Source organism: Acidovorax sp. GW460-11-11-14-LB4 (genome assembly GCF_059423685.1).
In genome coordinates, this window is record NZ_JBWKYJ010000062.1 from 1 (window position 1) to 17,176 (window position 17,176).

The 17,176-nt window shown below is 64.2% G+C and carries 20 protein-coding genes; all 20 read right to left on the minus strand.

Features of this window, described 5'->3' with window-relative positions:
• Positions 1–1,970 (minus strand): hypothetical protein (locus AC07X4_RS18540; RefSeq protein WP_494740910.1); only part of this gene is annotated, 1,970 nt, incomplete at its 3' end.
• A gap of 5 nt (positions 1,971–1,975) precedes the next feature.
• Positions 1,976–2,440 (minus strand): hypothetical protein, encoded by a 465-nt coding sequence (locus tag AC07X4_RS18545; RefSeq protein WP_494740911.1) that lies wholly within the window; start codon positions 2,438–2,440, stop codon positions 1,976–1,978.
• Positions 2,404–2,724: a hypothetical protein gene (locus tag AC07X4_RS18550; protein WP_494740912.1), complete on the minus strand. Its 321-nt coding sequence runs from the start codon at positions 2,722–2,724 to the stop codon at positions 2,404–2,406. Before AC07X4_RS18550 ends, AC07X4_RS18545 begins: the two co-directional genes overlap by 37 nt.
• 97 nt (positions 2,725–2,821) lie before the next feature.
• Entirely contained in the window at positions 2,822–3,757 is a 936-nt protein-coding gene (locus tag AC07X4_RS18555; RefSeq protein ID WP_494740913.1) for a phage tail tube protein, read from the minus strand.
• Positions 3,758–3,798: 41 nt separating this feature from the next.
• Entirely contained in the window at positions 3,799–4,020 is a 222-nt protein-coding gene (locus tag AC07X4_RS18560; RefSeq protein WP_494740914.1) for a hypothetical protein, read from the minus strand.
• A 17-nt stretch (positions 4,021–4,037) separates the two neighbouring features.
• A complete protein-coding gene (locus AC07X4_RS18565) occupies positions 4,038–4,403 on the minus strand; it encodes a hypothetical protein (protein WP_494740915.1) in 366 nt (121 codons plus the stop codon).
• Positions 4,400–4,885, minus strand: coding sequence for an HK97-gp10 family putative phage morphogenesis protein (locus AC07X4_RS18570; protein WP_494740916.1), 486 nt, complete (start codon positions 4,883–4,885; stop codon positions 4,400–4,402). The genes AC07X4_RS18565 and AC07X4_RS18570 overlap by 4 nt, the downstream gene beginning before the upstream one ends.
• The gene (locus tag AC07X4_RS18575) at positions 4,878–5,210 is read right to left on the minus strand and encodes a phage head closure protein (RefSeq protein WP_494740917.1); all 333 of its coding nucleotides are present in this window, start codon (positions 5,208–5,210) and stop codon (positions 4,878–4,880) included. Before AC07X4_RS18575 ends, AC07X4_RS18570 begins: the two co-directional genes overlap by 8 nt.
• Position 5,211: 1 nt before the next feature.
• On the minus strand, positions 5,212–5,526 hold the full coding sequence (locus AC07X4_RS18580) for a hypothetical protein (protein WP_494740918.1): 315 nt from the start codon (positions 5,524–5,526) through the stop codon (positions 5,212–5,214).
• A gap of 11 nt (positions 5,527–5,537) precedes the next feature.
• Complete coding sequence (locus tag AC07X4_RS18585) at positions 5,538–5,987, minus strand: hypothetical protein (RefSeq protein ID WP_494740919.1); 450 nt, start codon at positions 5,985–5,987, stop codon at positions 5,538–5,540.
• Between the two features lie 115 nt (positions 5,988–6,102).
• Positions 6,103–7,458, minus strand: coding sequence for a phage major capsid protein (locus AC07X4_RS18590; protein WP_494740920.1), 1,356 nt, complete (start codon positions 7,456–7,458; stop codon positions 6,103–6,105).
• Positions 7,459–7,484: 26 nt separating this feature from the next.
• Positions 7,485–8,345 carry a head maturation protease, ClpP-related gene (locus tag AC07X4_RS18595; RefSeq protein WP_056063290.1) on the minus strand — a complete coding sequence of 287 codons (861 nt, stop codon included), beginning with the start codon at positions 8,343–8,345 and terminating at the stop codon, positions 7,485–7,487.
• Between the two features lie 2 nt (positions 8,346–8,347).
• The gene (locus tag AC07X4_RS18600) at positions 8,348–9,658 is read right to left on the minus strand and encodes a phage portal protein (RefSeq protein WP_494740921.1); all 1,311 of its coding nucleotides are present in this window, start codon (positions 9,656–9,658) and stop codon (positions 8,348–8,350) included.
• On the minus strand, positions 9,655–11,406 hold the full coding sequence (locus AC07X4_RS18605; protein WP_494740922.1) for a terminase large subunit: 1,752 nt from the start codon (positions 11,404–11,406) through the stop codon (positions 9,655–9,657). Before AC07X4_RS18605 ends, AC07X4_RS18600 begins: the two co-directional genes overlap by 4 nt.
• Complete coding sequence (locus AC07X4_RS18610; RefSeq protein WP_056063296.1) at positions 11,403–11,966, minus strand: phage terminase small subunit P27 family; 564 nt, start codon at positions 11,964–11,966, stop codon at positions 11,403–11,405. Before AC07X4_RS18610 ends, AC07X4_RS18605 begins: the two co-directional genes overlap by 4 nt.
• Positions 11,967–12,283: 317 nt before the next feature.
• Complete coding sequence (locus AC07X4_RS18615) at positions 12,284–12,658, minus strand: HNH endonuclease (protein WP_494740923.1); 375 nt, start codon at positions 12,656–12,658, stop codon at positions 12,284–12,286.
• Positions 12,658–13,128, minus strand: a complete 471-nt coding sequence (locus tag AC07X4_RS18620) for a hypothetical protein (RefSeq protein ID WP_494740924.1) — start codon at positions 13,126–13,128, stop codon at positions 12,658–12,660. The genes AC07X4_RS18615 and AC07X4_RS18620 overlap by 1 nt, the downstream gene beginning before the upstream one ends.
• Positions 13,129–13,270: 142 nt before the next feature.
• Complete coding sequence (locus AC07X4_RS18625; RefSeq protein WP_494740925.1) at positions 13,271–13,693, minus strand: hypothetical protein; 423 nt, start codon at positions 13,691–13,693, stop codon at positions 13,271–13,273.
• Positions 13,680–14,009, minus strand: a complete 330-nt coding sequence (locus AC07X4_RS18630) for a hypothetical protein (protein WP_343735252.1) — start codon at positions 14,007–14,009, stop codon at positions 13,680–13,682. Before AC07X4_RS18630 ends, AC07X4_RS18625 begins: the two co-directional genes overlap by 14 nt.
• Positions 14,010–14,430: 421 nt before the next feature.
• Positions 14,431–17,124, minus strand: coding sequence for a virulence-associated E family protein (locus AC07X4_RS18635; protein ID WP_494740926.1), 2,694 nt, complete (start codon positions 17,122–17,124; stop codon positions 14,431–14,433).
• Between the last annotated feature and the right edge of the window lie 52 nt (positions 17,125–17,176).

Consider the following 17,176-nt stretch of genomic DNA (forward strand, 5'->3'; position numbering starts at 1 on the left):
CCACCGCCCCCGCCCGTCACGCCCGCATTGGCGCCCGTGACGGTAAGGCCCAGGGCGCCGGTGATGCCGGTCATCACGCCCTGCACCGCCAGCTTCAGCACCGTGGTCTTGAACAGGTTTTTGATGCCGTCCCAGAACGACTTGAAGAAGCCCTTGCCCGCCTCAAACCCACGGTACAGGCTGTCGCTCAGGCCGTTGTAGATGCTGTCGTAAAACTTCGTCCACTCGTTGGCGGCCTCAGTTGCGGCCTTTGCCGTGATGGTGCGGTCGTACTTGGCGCCCAGCAGCTCGTTGCGCTCGCGCAGCGCTTCGATCTCGGCCTGCAGCGCGATCTGCTCGCGCGTCATGGTGCCGGTGATCACGCTGGCCCGCTCCAGCTCGGCCAGGGTGGCCTCCTTGGTCAAGATCAGCGCGCGGTTGCGGGTTTGCAGGAGCTGCAGCTGCGCGGCATCCGACAGACCGATCATCTCGATCTCTTCGCGCATCGCCTGGTTCTGCTCCACCAGGCTGGCGGCCGACTGCTCCATGGCCTGCACGACTTTGAGGCGCGCAGCACGCTCGGCATCGGCCGTCTTGATGAACTCTTCGCGCGCCTTGTTCTCGGCTTCGGCCGCCAGCATCGCCTCGATGTCCTGCCCGATCTGGATGGCTTGGACCTCAGTGACCTTGACCTTTCCGGTGCGGATCTGGTCCAGCACTTCGACGGCCTTCTTTTGCCCCTCGGTGAGTTTTTCGCCAGCGGCTGCTTCTGCCTGATAGCCAGCAGTGGCCTTGACCACGGATTCGCGCAGCGCGTCGAAGGGGTCTTTGGCCTCTTTGGCGGCCTTGCCAGCCTTTTCGGTGGTGTTGGCAAAGCCGTTGAGGTTGGGCTTTGCCTTGGCGGTTGCGTCACCTGCGGCCGCAGCGGATGCAGCCATCTTGTCGAGCGAATCGCGGAAGCGCTCGCCCACGGTAGGACCATCGAACACGTCGATCATGTCCTGGCCAGAGGCCTGCAGAGTGGCCCATGCGCTGCGGAAGTCGCCGCTGAGCGCTTGCACCAGGGCTGCAGCCAAGCCGCCCATGCCCTTGCCGATGGACTGCAGCACGCGCCAGGCGATCTGACCCGCGTCTGCCACGTAGCTCAGGCCCTTGATGGCGTCGGTGGTCCACTGCTTGATGCTGCCGTCTGCCACCAGGCGGCGCACTTCTTCACGCAGACCGCCCGAGCCGTTCATCATGTCCACCAGGGCCTGGGCACCCAGGTCCAGCGCGGGGATCATGCCGTTGGCCAATTCTTTCTTCCAGCCCTCACCACTGGTGCTCAGGCGAAGAAGGTTGTCGTCCAGGTTTGCGGCGGCCGCAGCCTGCTCGGTGGTGACCTTGGCTTGCAGGTCGCCGACCTCAGCCAGGTCATGCAGGAAGGGCAGCATTTGCGCGCCCTGCTTGCCGTACAGCGCCATGGCTACCGCAGCCTTGCCGGTGCCGTCTTCAAACCCAGCCATGGCCTTGGCTACGGTCTGCATTTGCTCTTCAGGCCGCATCAACTTGAACTTGTCAAAGTCGATGCCCAGGGCCTCCAGCGCCTTGCCTGCGCCCTTGCCCTCTTCGGTGGCGCTGGCCAGATTGGAGGCCAGCTTGTTCATGGCGGTGCCGATCTGCTCGGGCCCCATGTTGTTGAACTTGCCCACGGCCATCAGGCCCGACAGGGCTTCGACCGTGGAGCCGGTCTGCATGCGCAGATCGTCGAGTGCGGCGCCGGTCTCGATGGCGCCAGAAACGATGCCTCTGAAGGCTGCGATGGTGAAACCAGCGGCCAGGCCGCCAGCGATGGCGCCCGCCGTGGCGGCCACCTTGGCCTTCATGTTGTCGAAGGTGTCCTGAATCTTCTTGGACGCCGCCAGGGCGGCCTGCTCGGACTTGTCGAGCCCGCCCGTGTATTGGGCGTAATCCAGGCCGAGCTTGACCACCAGGGAGCCGAGTGCAGACATGCTGGTTACTCCTCTTTTTCTCTTTGTTCGCGGTCGGCTTGCAACACGGCGCGTTCCATGATCTGCAGGTCGTTAGACAGCGCGCGTCGCTTGCGGCGGCGGCAATGACGATCAATCCAAGCCTCAACAGCAGCCCAGTCAAAGCCGGTCCGCCACACGATCAGCCCTGCGGGTTCCAACGCCTGGCTCACGTGCTGCCAGCGAGGTGCAAGGGCCACGAAGGCCGCGACAACCGGCAGGTTCTCTGCGTACACACCGAAGGCCTCGCCCTCTGCAGGGGGGGCAGTGGCAGCGGCATCGATGCAGGCACGCACCTTGTCGATGTCGTCCGCACTGGCGCCCCAAGCCTCCATGGCTTCGAGCACGCTGTAGTCGGGCTCGAAGGTGCCGGGCGCTTCGTCGCGGGCACCCGCCCACCAGCGCGCGGCCTCAATCAGTTTTTTTCTTTGGCGCCTACGTTGTGGTGCCAATAGACCAGCATGGCCTCGCGCACCGCACCGGTGAGGCGCAGGAAGGACTCGAAGTTCTGCTCGTTGAAGGGGACTGGGACGCGGTTTTCGTCCACCATTTCCCAGCCAGTGAGCACGCGGCGCAGCAGTTCGACGTTGGACAGCTTGATCAGCTCTTCGCGGTCTTCTTCAAAGGTGCGTTTGAAGATGGCGACAAAGCTCTCTTCGCGCCAGCCGCCCTTTGGCATGGCGACTTGAACCTTGACGGTGGCCTTGAATGTTTCGTCGGGGGTAAGAATGAACATGGTGTGTGAGTAAGGAAAAGGGGGGAGAAAGCAAAAGAGCCACCGCGATGGGTGGCTCTTTTTCGGGGTGTGCACACGTGTGCACGGACAGGGATGGTTAGCGAACGATGATTTGCAGTTCGTCGTTGCCGTCCACCGGGTTGATGTCGAACGGCATGCTGATCATGGCGATGCTCTGGTCGTCCTGCAGCGTGAACGGCTTGCACTGCACGGCAGGCATCGCCAGCTCAATGATGTTGCCCGGCACAGTGCCGTGCACCAGGCTGCAGGCGCCCACAACGCTGTTGCGCACGATCTCGGCCCAGTTCTTGGTGGTGATGCTGGGCATCTCCATCGTGACGCTGCCCGAGGGCTGGCGGTCCGGGCTGTGGGGCGCCGCGCAGTTGACCAGCTCGCGCCACGTCAAAGAATTGGCGAGGTTGATGCTGAAGGCCGACATACACGCCGACAAGCCATGAAAGCTGAAGGTGGGCGTGTTGGTCTTGCCGACCGTCTTGGGCTGGATGAAGTCGCTGTAGTCCACGCCGGTGGGCATGGCTACTTCCTCGGTGGCGGCACTGTAGGTGCCCAGGAATTCGAACTTCATCACCGGGATGCCCTTGGCATTCAGCTCGAAGGACACCGTGCCCTTGGCATTGGTGATGACAAACTTGGTCTTGTCCAGGTAGCCATACAGCGTGAGGGTGGGTTCGCCTTCGCTGACCAGGTCGTAGGTCACGTCCGTGCCTGCGGTGATGGTGGCGGCAAAGCCGCAGGCCTCCAGCAGCAGGCCCCATGCGGGTTCAGTCCCTGCAGCACCTGCGCCTGCCAGTTCCACCTCGAAAGTGATCTTGCGGTGCTCGCCCACGGTGAGGCTACCGCTATTGCCCTTGTACGGGCGGATCAGGTTGCGCTGCACCTGCTCGGCCGTGATGGGCTCCGGCATCAGGGCGCGGCAAAGGATGGCATTGGCCGCTGCAGTGGGAAGTGCGTCGGTGCCAGCTGTGACTTCTTTCTTTGCCAGCAGCAGCATCTTTTTCATGGACTTGGCCATGGGGGTTCCTTTCAGGTCAGGGTTTCAGAAACGGCCGCTGCTTAGGCTGCTGCGGTGTTGTCGTCGGCCTCGGCCGGAGCCGGGGGCGGGACGCGGGTGCGCACGCCGGTTACGGGGTCACGCGTGTAGGTGCCGCCGATGCCGGTGAACTCATCGCGCGCACGCGGTGGCGTGGGCAGGTGGTGCGCTGGCTTTGCGGCTTTGGGGGTGGCGACGGGCGCAGCTGCGCCAGCCGCCGCAGGGGCTGCGGTGCTTTTTGCCATGGTGGCTCCAGGGGTGGTTAGTGGCGGGGAGTGCGCAGGCGCACGGTGAGGTAGCGGGCGAAGATCTCGGGGTCGGGCTCGTAGTCAGCGTCTCCCGCGTCGTCTTCATACTGGTAGGCGGGCATGGCCTCCAGTGCAGCGCGGAACGGGCCGCCACCGTCCAGGGGCAGCAGCACGTCCAGCTCTTCGATGGTGCGGGCCAGCACGATGAGGTTGACATCGTGCTGGGTGTACCCGCCGCCCGCACACCAGGTCTCTTCTGGCTTGCTGTCCACGTCAAAGACGGCAGCGGGCCATGGCGGATTGGGTGGCAGCTCCACCGCCCAGGTGTTGTCGAACGCCGGGGTAAGCGCTGCAGCGAGCTGCTGGTGAATGGTGCTCATGCCTTGCTTACCTTTGCGTGCTCTTTGTCCAGGCGGTCGGCCATCGCGTCGATGACCTCTTCCTTGCCCTGCTCCAGGGCGGGCTGCAGGAACGGGGTGGCCTGTTGCTTCTTGGTGCCGAACTCAGGAAAGCGCCAGTAGTACGGGTCGTCTTCGTAGCGCTTGACGATACGGCCGGTCTTATTGATTGCCAGCTTGCTATTGGTCTTTTGCTTCTTGGTCAGGTTGACGCCGTGCCGCACACCCAGGTTGTACTGGGCCGTGCCTGCCGGGGCCTGCGGCTCGCGCTTGATCACAATGTTCTTGATCAGTGCGCCGGTCTTGCGCAGCCCTTTAGCCTGAGCGATGCCGCGCGCCTTGCTGCGCAGTACGCCGCCTCCCGAGGCCACCATGAGGCGAGCTACGCGGGTTTCCATGCCGGTCTTGAGGCCTTGGAAGGATTGGCTCAGTTCGCCGATGCCGAGGATCTCGCTTTTAGCCATCGTTCATCCCCGTGTCACAGGTCAACACCATCCAGCCGCGCGCGTTGGCCAGGGGCTTGATGTGCTGGATATCGAAGACTTTGCCTCGGTGGCGCACGCGCATGGTTTCCTGCAGGTCGTCGCGCAGGCGTATCAGGAATTCCACACGCGCCACAGCCACTTCGCCGCCAGCGCTGGAGGCCTTGCGTTCTGCGCCGGAGTAATCCATGCGCTTGGCCCACAACGTTCTGTGCAGCACCCAGGCCTTCTGCATCCCGCCGGATGTGCCCTTGGCAACCTGCAGGCTGTCGATGTTGATGCGGGTGTCGAGGTCCTGCGAGTTCATGTCAGGCCCCCATGTTCCGGTGCATCCGCAGCATGTTGAATGCGCCCGCCTCTTTGCGCTCGCGGTCCTGCGCGCTGTTGTTGCCCACCAGGACGTCTACCAGCAGAAGCTGGGCGGCAATGATGTCAGGCTTGCAGACGATGCCGCTCGGGTCCGCCGCAGCCTCAAGGGCTGCGTCATCCTCATACAGCTCACCGTCCAGGAACGCGACAGCCTGGGCGTGCGCCTGGTCGATGGCATTGCCGATATCACCGTCCAGGCTATCGTCAAGCCGCAGGCGCAGGATGGCGTCGGCTGGTGTGGGTTTTATGGGCATGCCTTCGAGTCCTACTTCTTCGCAGTGGAGGCCCTGCGTTGTGCGGGGGCCTTGACTGCAGGAGCGGCTGCAGGCGCTGCAGGCTCGGTTGGCGCTGCAGCATCCGATTGCGCTGCGGGCGACTCAGGCGCAGGCGCTGCGGGTGCAGCACCGTCCGCAGCGATGGTCGATTCACCCTGCAGGCTGGACTCGGGGGCGGAAACTGCGGCTACGGCAGCCGCGATTTCCTCGGGCGTGCTTTTGGATGCATAGCCAGCCGGTGGATAGTTCACTGCCAGATAGCCCGCCGCCACAAACTCCTGGACGGTGGGACCATCGTCGCGCAGGGCCGTTCCAGGCGCCGCAACGCCCTCTTGCACGCGCTGGGCTGAACCGGCGTCGATGAACTGCTGGGCGCGGTGGCTGTCCAGGCGCACTACGTCGCCCGCGCGTGGGTCGGGCTTCACGAACTTGATCAACATGCTGATCTCCTGCTGATTGAGTGAAGGCCTCGGCCGAAGCCGAGGCCGCCGGTCTCCCTACCCGGTTGCGCGCGTAGTGGAGGCGGAGAGGCAGGGCGCGGTAGCGCCTCAGCTGTTACGGCACCAGGCCGAAGTCACCGTAGATGAACGCTTCGGGGCGGTACACCGCCAGGGCGAGGCGCTCTTCGGCCAGGATGGTCACCAGGTTCTTGACGAAGTCGTCTTCGTTCTCGGTGGCCACTTCCACACGGGCTTGCCAGCGGTCGAACACCTGAGCACCCATCTGGAAGGCACCGGCGAGGAACTTGTCCACCGCGATGGCCTGCGTGGCGACTACCGGGCGATTCCACAGCGTGGCGCCGATGACGCCCTGCGGATTGCCGATGATGTAGCGGCCGGTGTCGTCCTTGGTCAGCTCGATGCCTGCCCAGTCGATGGGATTGAGCACCAGGCCGGTGGATGGGTACTCGGCCAGCTCGGCCTGCAGCAGCGCGAGGCGCAGCTTGTCGATCTGGGTGGCTCCAGCCAAGGCCAGCGGGGCCACGTAGGCAGTGGCCTGGGGGATGATGCCCAACAGGTTCTGACCGGTGCCGTCGCCGTTGAGGAGCTGCAGCTCTTCCTTGTAGGCCAGGCCGTAGCGCCCACGGTGGTCGATCAGGCTCGCTAGTTGCGGTGCGTCGCTCAGGATCTGGCGCGAAGCCTTGAAGAAGTGCGCGATGACCTTGGCGGTGGTGGTGATCAGGTCGTACTTCAGGGTGGACTCAGGCTTCTTCGCGCCTTCCGCGACGGGTGCTGCGTTGTTGGTGAAGCCGGTTTCCTTGACGTACTCCAGCGCACTGCCTTCCATGGTGCCGGGCGAGATCAGGTCACGCACCGTCATGCGCCGCTCAGGCAATCCCAGTACGCCAGGCAAACGGGTGGTTTGCACCAGGTCACCGGCCGAGCCGTCTGCATCGGTGGTGAGGCCGGTGATGGCGGCATTCACCGGCATATCGACGCGGCCGCGTGGAGTGGTCTGGCCCAGGAAGGCCTTCACGCTCTCGCTTTCCACGAAGCGCTGGCCCAGGGACTGGTGCGGTGCGCTGGAGCCGTTGCCGCTGGCCTGGATCTGGGCGAGCGCTTGCTCTGCCGCCTTCAGATTGGCCTGAAGTTCACCTTGCTTGATCAGCATTTCGTCCACCTTCTCCTTGTTGGCGGTGGACATCTGGACGCCCTTGGAGGCTTCGGCCAGGGCCTTCTCCCCAGCCTCCTTCACCTGGTTGCTGATCTTGTCCAGCGCAGCCTTGATTTCGGTGGGGTTGAAGTTCTGCGTGTCGCCGAGGAAGGCGGCGCCGCCCAGGCCCAGGACGATATCCGGGTGGGCCAGCAGGAAGGCGTGAACGGGAGCCGCAACATCGACTCCCATGGCTTGGGCGCCGATGGCTACGGCGCAGAGAGCGATCACAGCGACCGCGAGAAATTTGCGTTGCATGGTGTGTTTACCTTTCAGGTGGTGGGTTAGGACAGAGAGAAATCACGGAGCACGGAGAGCACCTCGGCACCCTGTCGGGCCGGAGCGCGTTCGGTGGGATCGCCCGCACCGCTGCCAGCGGGATCGCCCGCGCTGGACTTGAACTCGGAGATGAGGCGCATGGCCTCGGACTTGGGGATGCCGCTGGCACGCAGAGCAGCCTCCAGGCGCCGGGCCGCGTGGGCCTGTGCCTTGGCGTCGCCCTGCCCCACCTGGTCGGAGGGCAGCAGTTCATCCGCGAAGCCTTGCTCGACAGCAGCGCTGCCGCCGATCCACGACTCCGCATCCATCAGCTTGGCGATAGCCTTGGTGTCAGCACCGGTGCGAGCCACGTAGATATCGGCCATGGCCGCATCGAAGGGCTCCAGCCAGTCGGCGGTTTCGCGCAGGTCGTTACGGTTGCCTGATGCGACCACCCAGCTGTTGTGCACCATGAAGAAGGCGGCGCGCGCGATCTGCACGGTGTCGCCAGCCATGGCGATGATGCTGGCGGCAGATGCCGCGACGCCCAGCACCTTGACGGTCACATCGCCCTTGTGCTCGCGCAGCAGGTTGTAGATAGCCAGGCCTTCGAACATGTCGCCGCCTGGGCTGTTGACGTTGACCGTGACGGGCCCCGCCCCCAGCGTGCGCAAGGCAGACGCAACGCGCCGGGCGGTGACGCCCTCACCCGTCCAGTAGTCGTAGCCGATGGCGTCATAGACGCTGATGCTGCGATCTTGCTCATCCTCAGCCGCTGCAGCCCGCAAGCCAGGATTCCAGCGCTCGAAGGCGCGGGGGAGGATCTCGCTGCGCACGCTGGCGCTCGGCCTGCCCATGGGGGCGGCCGGTAGGTTTTTCACGCTCATGGTCAGCCTTTCTGCGGCTCGGTGTCGTTGCTAAGGCCCAGCCAGGCGCGGATGGAGGCCCGCGCCTGCTGGTCGGTGGTGGATGCCTGGCCGAGGGCATCCAGGGTGGTCATGGCGGATTGCACGGTGAGCACCGCTGCGTTGCCGCCCAGTGGGTCGCGGTCTTCCAGCTCGCGCACTTCGTCGCGGGTCAAGATGCCGTTGTTGACCATCGCGGTGTAGAAGGCCGCTCGGCCCGCGCTGTCGGCCCGCAGCAGGCCCTCGACAGCGAACTTGGGGTAGTAGCGGGTGCGCTCACCGGGCGTGAGCAGATCCTTGCTGATCGCCTGCTCGATGCGCTTGAGCCAGGGGCCGAGCGTGAACATCAGGAAGGCGATCATCTGCTGCTCGATGCCGCTGCCCCAGCTGGTGGACTTCTCGGTGTGCCCCACCATCCAGGGCGGTGTGCGGAACCAGCGGCAGATCTCCTCGACGCTCCAGCCTCGGGACTCCAGCAGCTGCACGTCCTTGGGATTGATGGTCAGCGGCTTGACATCGATGCCGCCTTCCAGCAGTGGGGTCTGCCCCTTTTCCAGCAAGCCCAGGACGTTCTCGCGAAAGTCGTTGCGCTGCTCCTTTTTGAGGAAGTCTTTGAACGTGTAGTAGATGTTCTGCAACGCACCGTTGCGAAACACCTTGCCTGCAGCCTTGTCGGCAGCGATGGCCTGGCCGAAGACCGTTGCCCCGTACTGCACCACGCTGACACCGTTTTTGCCGTCCAGCGAGAAGCCCGGAATGGTCCAGACGCGGGCCGCTGGAATGATGCGGCGCGTGCCGTTTTCGTCGGTGTAGTGCCATTCCAGCACCACGTTGCCCTGGCGCTTGTGCGGGGTGATCCGGTCGGGGTTGAGGAACACCAGACCGACCAGGCGCCCGTTGAAGATCAGCTTTTCAGCACGGCCTGCGCCGCGCAGCAACATGGCCGAAACCATGGACTCCCAAAACACGGCCGCCGTGGCGTCGGGGTTGGGTACGTCATGCAACACGCTGTAGAGCGGGTGCTGCTGCGCAAGGCGCTTGCCGTTGGCCCCTGTTCGCTCGTAGATGCTGAGCGGCAAGGTGGCGATGGTCTCGGCGATCAGTCGCACGCAAGCCCACACAGCAGAGATCTGCAGCATGGTGCGCGGGCTGATCGTGACGCCCGTCGCACTGTCAGACCCGAGCACGGCAGCTATGCCAGGCAGATCGCTGACGCTGACACCTTCGCCGCCGAACAGCGCGGTGACGGCTGCGCGGATGCGGCCCTGTCGGCGTTGTGCGGTTGGTTTCTTCATGGATTACCTGCTGGTTTTGCGCCAATGCCTGCGGGCGCGGAAAAGAAGCCGTCCCGGTCGCCTTCGTCGGGGGTGTTGGCCAGTGCTCGGCCCAGTGCCATCAGCATGGAGATCACGCCGTCGATCTTGTTTTCGGGGCGCTCTTTCGTCGGCTGCATCAGCTCGTTGAACTTCGATTGCTTGACCACCAGGTTGCTGACCATCCAGGCCAGCACCGGGTTGCCTTCGTGCTGCAGCTGGCCCTCAAGCACCAGGTTCTCCACCTGGATCAGTGCCGGTGTGAAGAACATGGCGCGCTGCGCGATCTCGACCAGCGGCAGGCCTTCCTCGATCAGCTTGCCCGCGAAGTACATGGACAAGGCCGGATCGAATGCGATCTCCTGCACGTCAAATCGGCGGCAGTACATGCGCATATCGTCTGCCACGCAGTCGAAGTCGGTGAGTGCACCGTCTGTGACCACCACGTAGCCCTGCCGGGCCCAGCCTGCCAGGTGGGCGTTTCCGCTTTCCTGCACGGCCAGCTCGTTCAAGTACAGACGTGTGCACACGTTCCACACGGTGACGGGCTCGTGCACGCCATCGGGGCCGGGCCGCAGCACTTCGGACTGCCATGCGAGCGTGAGCGCTGCAAAGTCCTTTTTCTGCGCAAGGTCCAGGCCCATGTACACCCTGGAGCCGTCCGGGATGGCTGTGATGCTCAGCTCAGGCTCCGCGCACTTCTCCCAGGCCCGCATGTCCATCCACGGACTTTCACCGCTGACCCACACGTTCAGGCGCTTGGTCAGGAAGTTGGACAGCGCGCTGGGCATGGCCATGGCTTTGCTGGCCTGTGCCTGCAGCTCATCGAGCTGGACCGACTTGCCCAGGTTCGGGTTGGCCTTGATCCACACCGCCGGGTCGAAGTGGTCATCACCATCGTCCAGCGTGTAGATGATGCCGAACACCCGTTCGTCCTGAACCACCCGGTCCAGGATCTTGGTGACGTGCGTGCGCCGCTCGTAGCAGATGCCACTGCGGTCGGTGCCCGCCGTGGTGATGGTCCACAGCAGAGACTGCTCACGCGCGCCGCGCGCGCTGTCAATCACGTCATACACAGCTCGCGTCTTGTGTGCGTGCAGCTCATCGAGCAGCGCAAAGTGCACGTTCAGGCCGTCCAGCGTGCTGCCTTCAGCGGCCAGGGGCGCGGCCTTGCTGCTGGTGTGGGCCACCGTCAGGCTGTGCTGCATGATGGCAACGCCCAGGTGCGTGCGCAGGCCGGGCGAGCGCTCTGCCATGGCCTTGGCGTCATCGAACACGATGCGCGCCTGGTCGCGTGTGGTGGCGGCCGTGTAGCACTCGGCGCCGTGCTCACCGTCTGCGGTCAGCATGTAGAGCAGCAGGCCGGAGCCCTTGGCGCTCTTTCCGTTCTTGCGGGCCTCTTCCTCGTAAGCCTCCAGGAACCTGCGCAGCCGTGTTTCACGATGCACCCACCCAAAGACGGTGGTGAGGATGAAGCACTGCCAGGGCTCCATCTGGAGCTGGCGCCCTTCACGCGCCCACTTGCCCTTGATGTGGGGCAGCAGCTCAATGAAGGCGCACGGGCGCGATGCCCGCTCGGCATCGAACACCCAGGGCCAGTCTTCACTGGGCTCGCGCGCCAGGTCATCCACCTGGCGTTGCACAGCCAGGCGGACCCATTTGCAGGAGGGGATCGTGCCGCCGAGAACATCGCGCATGTACTGATGCGCGCGCTCGACGTATTCGTTCATCGGTGGGGATTGCTAAACATGGCGAAGCCTTGGGCTTTCGCTTCGGGTTTTGGGTCTATACCGGGCAGCTCAGGCTGCACGTAGTTGCTGGCCTGCACACGGCCACGGGCCGCAGGACTGAGGCCGAAGTGCATCAGGTAGCGGTTGAGCTGTTCGCGCTGCGACTTGATCAACTGCACGATCACGCTTTGCTGGGCGTAGCCGCTGGGGGTTACCGAGTAGCTGACCTCGTACACGGCGTCGGGGTAATCCATCCCCGCATCGACCTTGGCTTGCACCTTGCCGTTGAAAGAAGTCTCCAACTCGGCCAGCCGACCTGCAGCCTGGCAATAAAGCGCCAGGGCCGCACGGTCCAGACCGCTGATCAACCCCAGCTCTTCCAGCAGCGGCGTGATGCGCTTCCACTCCTTCCGGGCTTCGATCCCCAAGTGCTTCGGCGGGCTTGGGATTTCGATGCGTGGATTGATCCCGGCCGTCAGATCCAACGCCCGATTTTTGGTGCGGTCCGAGAGCGGATTGGGCAGCGGCCCCCGCGAGCCAAGGGCATGAACTTGTGCCATAGCAACCTCCAATGCAGAGCAGGGAGTACCCCCCCCTCCAAAACTATCGCGCGTAAAAATTTGACTAGGCGGTCGGTTTCCGGGGTGGCCCTCTCAGACTTTTACCCACCCCCTCCCCCTCTGCCCGGCTGGCTGCGTCATCCGTGCGGCGCAGCACCGTGACGGTCGAACACGCAGCCTCGGGCCAGCCGTGCGCGGTCCTGTTAGCCCACAGCACGCGCTCCCCGAGACGTGAAGGAATCGATGGATTCAGCCAGTCAGCGAAAGGCACCTCGACGGCAAGGAAGCCCGGGTATCTCGGGTGATCGCAGTGCATGTCAGCCCTCGCGGTAGTTGCCCCAGGCGCGGCGCACACCGCGCGCCGTCTCGGCCTTGGTCTTCTTGTCATGGCAGTCGGTGCACAGCGCCTGCTCATTGGTCTCATCGTCCGGGCCACCTTCCGCCAATGGGATGCGGTGGTCTCGGATGGTTGCCAGCGTCACGCGTCCATTGCGCTCGCACTCCTCACAGAGCGGCTGGCGCCTGAACAGATCAGCGCGCCTGGCCTGCAGCCTGCGTCCAGTGATGCGCTTGGTTTCCTTTGCCGCTGGTGCCCAGGACTTCTTCGGATGCTTGGGACAGCGGCTTGTGCCGTCACGTACCAGCACCCCGCAGCCGGGGTGACTGCAGGGGCGTGGGGCGGCAATGGGCACTAGCCCAATCCTTTCAACAGCGCCTGCAGTTGCCTGAGCTTCTGCAGTTCGCCCTCATCCTTTGCACGCGACTCCTCAATGGCAATCGCTGCGGTCTCGATCTCAGTGGCGACGGCGCGCAGGCTCTTAGCAATGCCAGCAAGCAGGTCGATTGCGGAGACTTCGCGGGAAGGCTGCGCGGCTGGGTTCGGTTGTTTCATAGGTGCAGGCTTGATGGGGGGAGAAATAGGCGGGGCAACCGCCTCACGGCGGAAACCACCCGAAGCCGACACGCGGACCAGCCCGGCGTCCTTCAGTGTCATCAGGCACCCAGTTAGAACGCGTATGTCCATGGAGCTACCAGTAGCGCGATTCAACTCCCGCGCCACCTGGAACGACGACCATTCCTCGCTGATGGGCACGTGCTCGAATACCTTGCGGGCGACGCTTGATTGGCCCGCCAACTTCTGTTGTTGTTTCTCAGGTGTCACGGTCGGGCCTTCCAAAAGAAAAACCCCGACAAGCTCAACACTTGCCGGGGTTCCCACTGATGTGTTGCGGGTGGAGGCGCAACAAGGACACAGTGCCTGAAATGTACCCAAAAGGTCTAAGGAGCAGAACTCCTTTCGCTGTCTATAGCGCCTTTGATTTCTCCTCGGATACACGGGCCGCAACCCGCTTGCGCTCATGCTCCTCGGCCCGCGCCTCCAGCCAGGCGGCGATGGCGTGATCGGCCTGCTCCAGCTGAGCCTTGATGGTGGACGGCGCCCGCTGCATTCGCTGCGCCGTGGCGCTGATCCCCAGGTCTTTCAGGTAGATGCACTCCAGCGTCAGGAACAGATGGCCCTTGCCCAGCTTCAGCGCGCGCACCGCCTCATCGGTCAGCGCTGCCTCCTCATCCTCCACCGGGATGGCCACATGGTTGTATGACCCACGGGACCACACCTCACTGGCAAGCACCGACCGAGTAGCGAAGCCACGCCCGCCACTGGCGCCGCGCGATGACCAGATGGCCCAGTTCTCCAGCCGCCGCTGGATGTGCTTAAGCCGAGCCATACTGCCGCGCCTCATCATCCGTCATCGGGAAAATGCACACGTGTGCACTACCAAACCGCACCAGGAACTGCGCCACCTGAACCATGCGCGGGTCTTTCTCACCAAACGGCGTGCCCACAACATGCCCGCCTTCCAGCGCATAGAAGCAACCGGGCTCACCACGCAGGCCACGGCGCACCAGGGCGAATGCCTCATTGCCGATGAGCGCGGCCCGATCCTCAATGGCCTGCCGCACATTGGGCATGCGCGACTTGATCACCTGCAGCCGCTGATCCACCAGCGCCTTCATGCCGTCCTGCGATTGCTGCTCTGACATAACTGCTGCTCCTTTCCGGGCCGTCCACCCGTCCACCATTTCTATAGACCTCACACACATAGGCGGAAGTCCGCACGCGCGAGCATGTGCACGCACACACCCACTCGCCTGCGCCCACATCAAGGGCGCTCTCGATTCATTCAGACAATGCAGCGGCCTCGACTGGTGATATGGCTCTATGGCCCACCGCCGCGCACTCCATGGCAAACCCTGGACGGCTGGACGGCACGCACACGCGTACACCAGCACCAGGGGCCTGAGCAGGTCTAGGGGCTACGTCATGGGCCACCCGCTCACGCGCAACGACATCCCCGCCACCACACCGCAACGCTGGCCGCGAATCGCGCCTCCAGACAGCGTTGCGCCATGGCGCGTTTCAAGCACCTGCGGCTTTTCCGGCGCCGTGCGCGCCGATCCCTGCCTACAGTGGTGCATAGTCGTCGTCCCCTACCCAAGGCGCTGCAGCTGCGCCCTGGGTGTCTTGCGGCCCGGCATCAGTGCCAGCGCCCTGCGCCGGTTCGTCGCCGTCCAGTTCCTCATCCTGCTCAAATGGCGGAGGCCACGCAGCTGGCTGCTTAAAGCCTCGCCTGCGCTGACCGCCCCCTTCCCTGGTGGGCTCCCAGCCGTTCTCAAACAACCAGTCCCGCACAGCGCCGTCCAGCATGTTGCTGGACTTGCCCGGGTCCGCGCCCAAGGCCTGCACAAGGTCCGGGATGGTCACAAACTGCGTGAGCACGCTCAGCCCTTGCGTGGCCTTGCCGTCCGCGTTGGAGATCCCCTCGCGCGTCAACAGCGACCACAGCCGCCCCTGCACACTGGTCTCCACTAGACGCTGGTCTTGCTCTGGCTTGAAGTAAAGGCGCTCCTCCTCGGGGTCCGGGTGATACCGCTCCCCGGCCTCGATGAGCGCCAAGGCCTCGGCAAAAAGCTGCCCTCGGAACTTCTGCAACCATTCCAGGTTCGTGCGTCCACCCACCAGCACCGGCCAGAAGCGCCGGTTGCCAGTGATGTCGAAGAGGTACTGGCGCTTGTTCGTGGTGCACCAGATCACGCACTGGCGCGGGTGCTCCTGCACATAGCGGCCATAGGCGCCCCGGTAGCGGTCTGTCTCGCTCGAAAAGAACGCCTTCACCGCCTCGCTGTCCGCGCGCCTGAAAGCCGTCATCTCCGACAGCTCATAGGCCACGATGCCGCTAAGCTGCTCCATGCCATCCTTGCCGCTGCCGATGTCGAAGTGGGTGTCTGAAAAGAACTCTTTGCCCACCAACGTGCGCACAAGCGACGACTTGCCGATCCCGCCCTTGCCTTCCAGCACAACCGAGTAATCGAACTTGCAGCCCGGCGTCATCACCCGGGCCACATGCCCCATCACGATGAACTTGGACACCAGCTGCAGATACCGCAGCCGCTTCGGCTTCAGCTCCTCGGGCTTCATGCCCAACACATGGATAAGCCACTTCTCCAACCGTGGCTTCTTATCCCAGACCTGAGCCCGCAGCCAGTCGCGGAATGGATGAATGCGGTTCTCATCGGCCGCCACGTTCACGGCCTGCTCGCAGGTCTGCGCGCTGGCCTCGCCCGTGCCGTAGTAGGTCTCCACGAAGTTCGCCAGGCGCAGCACATCGGCATCCACCAAGGGCCCCGGCGCCTCGCGCCACGGGAACGCCTTCACAGCAATTGGGCGCTCTCGCAGCTCGTCATACGCCACACACCCAGCCAGGCCCGGCGCACACCGCAGAGCCTCAATCAAAAGGCCCCGGCGCGGCCGAAGCAGCCACCGCCCGCGCAGTCGCAGCCGCGCCACTTCATCGTCCAGCAGGATGCCGAACGGGTCATCGTCGGCATCACCACCGCCGCCCCCACCTGGGGCCGGACTGGCGCCAGCCGAGGGTTCGCGATTTTTTGGCGGCGCGCCACCACCGGCTTCAGGCACAGGCGCAGGCGCCGAGACATCGGCCAGCAAAGCCCTTGCCGTGCCAAAGAACGCCAGCACGCGCTCACCATCCCATCCATCCGTCTCGATGGCGTCCCGGCAATCCCAGCCTGACGGCTTCACCCCGGGCTTGTCCACCGGCAGCAGCTGCACCGTGCAGCCGTGCGTGTCACGCAGCAGCGCACCAATACCCAGCATCGCCTTCATGCCCGGCTGCGCCTCAAAGGCCATGTACGGCTGGCGCTGCTTCAGCGCCTCCCGCTCTTCATCGGTGGTGCAGGCTTTCAGCTCATCGCGCGACGGCTTCTCGCGCAATGAATCGCAGTCGGGCCACATGATCACTGTGCACCCGGCCAGCCACTCCCACATAGCTTTTTGCCACGCGTTCGACCCGCCCGGCCAGCTGGCCACGCAATACACGCCTGGCGCAATCGCATCGAGCAGGGCCTGCAGGCAATCCGCCTTGCGCTCACCCTCCACCAGAACTACGGTGCGCCCGTTGGGCAGCTGCCCTCCAGGAAAGTACAGCGGCCGAGGGTCCGCCCAAAACCGCCACTTCCAGGTCTCGGTGCCATCGCGCAGACTGCGCGCATAGGTATACGGAATCGTGACCTTGTCGCCAGCACTGTCGATGAACCGCACCACAAACCCATACAGGTCATCACCCACCTGATAGCGCGCAGTGTGGTCAATGCGGTCCTTGTTCCGCTCCTTGGCCGGGTGGATGAAAGTGGGCTGCACATGGTGCGCCGGTGCGGGCTTGATGGTCTCCCACTTCTCCGACTCCTTGACAGGCTTGGGCGGTGGCACAGGCCGTGGTGGCTTCGGCGCAAGGGCCACGCCAGCTGCAGGCGCCATCACAAGCCCGGCCACGCTCTCCAGGCCATACTCCCGCGCCACCTGCACAGCCGCCTTGCCTTTCGACAGGTCGTGAATTGCCGCATACAGGTCCAGCAGATCGCGCCCACTCTCACCCGTAGAAAAATCCTTCCACAGCCCGCTCTCCACATTGATAGACAAGCTGCTGCCGCTGTCGCCCGACAATGACCCGCAGGTGTATTCCTTACTCTGCGGGTTGTACTTCCCATGCGGCAGCCACTCCTCCAGCAGAGATAGCGCTGTACGCTGAAGCGCGTCCGCAAGCTCGGCCCACTTGATAGGTGGCAATGGCTCCCGGCTCATGCAGCCACCGCCAGGCACACGCTACAAAACCCGGCGTCTCCACCACCGGCGG

Coding starts and splice junctions, on each gene's coding strand:
- AC07X4_RS18550 (WP_494740912.1), bottom strand. CDS start 2,724: ATGTTCATTCTTACCCCCGACGAAACATTCAAGGCCACCGTCAAGGTT.
- AC07X4_RS18555 (WP_494740913.1), bottom strand. CDS start 3,757: ATGGCCAAGTCCATGAAAAAGATGCTGCTGCTGGCAAAGAAAGAAGTC.
- AC07X4_RS18560 (WP_494740914.1), bottom strand. CDS start 4,020: ATGGCAAAAAGCACCGCAGCCCCTGCGGCGGCTGGCGCAGCTGCGCCC.
- AC07X4_RS18565 (WP_494740915.1), bottom strand. CDS start 4,403: ATGAGCACCATTCACCAGCAGCTCGCTGCAGCGCTTACCCCGGCGTTC.
- AC07X4_RS18570 (WP_494740916.1), bottom strand. CDS start 4,885: ATGGCTAAAAGCGAGATCCTCGGCATCGGCGAACTGAGCCAATCCTTC.
- AC07X4_RS18575 (WP_494740917.1), bottom strand. CDS start 5,210: ATGAACTCGCAGGACCTCGACACCCGCATCAACATCGACAGCCTGCAG.
- AC07X4_RS18580 (WP_494740918.1), bottom strand. CDS start 5,526: ATGCCCATAAAACCCACACCAGCCGACGCCATCCTGCGCCTGCGGCTT.
- AC07X4_RS18585 (WP_494740919.1), bottom strand. CDS start 5,987: ATGTTGATCAAGTTCGTGAAGCCCGACCCACGCGCGGGCGACGTAGTG.
- AC07X4_RS18590 (WP_494740920.1), bottom strand. CDS start 7,458: ATGCAACGCAAATTTCTCGCGGTCGCTGTGATCGCTCTCTGCGCCGTA.
- AC07X4_RS18595 (WP_056063290.1), bottom strand. CDS start 8,345: ATGAGCGTGAAAAACCTACCGGCCGCCCCCATGGGCAGGCCGAGCGCC.
- AC07X4_RS18600 (WP_494740921.1), bottom strand. CDS start 9,658: ATGAAGAAACCAACCGCACAACGCCGACAGGGCCGCATCCGCGCAGCC.
- AC07X4_RS18605 (WP_494740922.1), bottom strand. CDS start 11,406: ATGAACGAATACGTCGAGCGCGCGCATCAGTACATGCGCGATGTTCTC.
- AC07X4_RS18610 (WP_056063296.1), bottom strand. CDS start 11,966: ATGGCACAAGTTCATGCCCTTGGCTCGCGGGGGCCGCTGCCCAATCCG.
- AC07X4_RS18625 (WP_494740925.1), bottom strand. CDS start 13,693: ATGGCTCGGCTTAAGCACATCCAGCGGCGGCTGGAGAACTGGGCCATC.
- AC07X4_RS18630 (WP_343735252.1), bottom strand. CDS start 14,009: ATGTCAGAGCAGCAATCGCAGGACGGCATGAAGGCGCTGGTGGATCAG.
- AC07X4_RS18635 (WP_494740926.1), bottom strand. CDS start 17,124: ATGAGCCGGGAGCCATTGCCACCTATCAAGTGGGCCGAGCTTGCGGAC.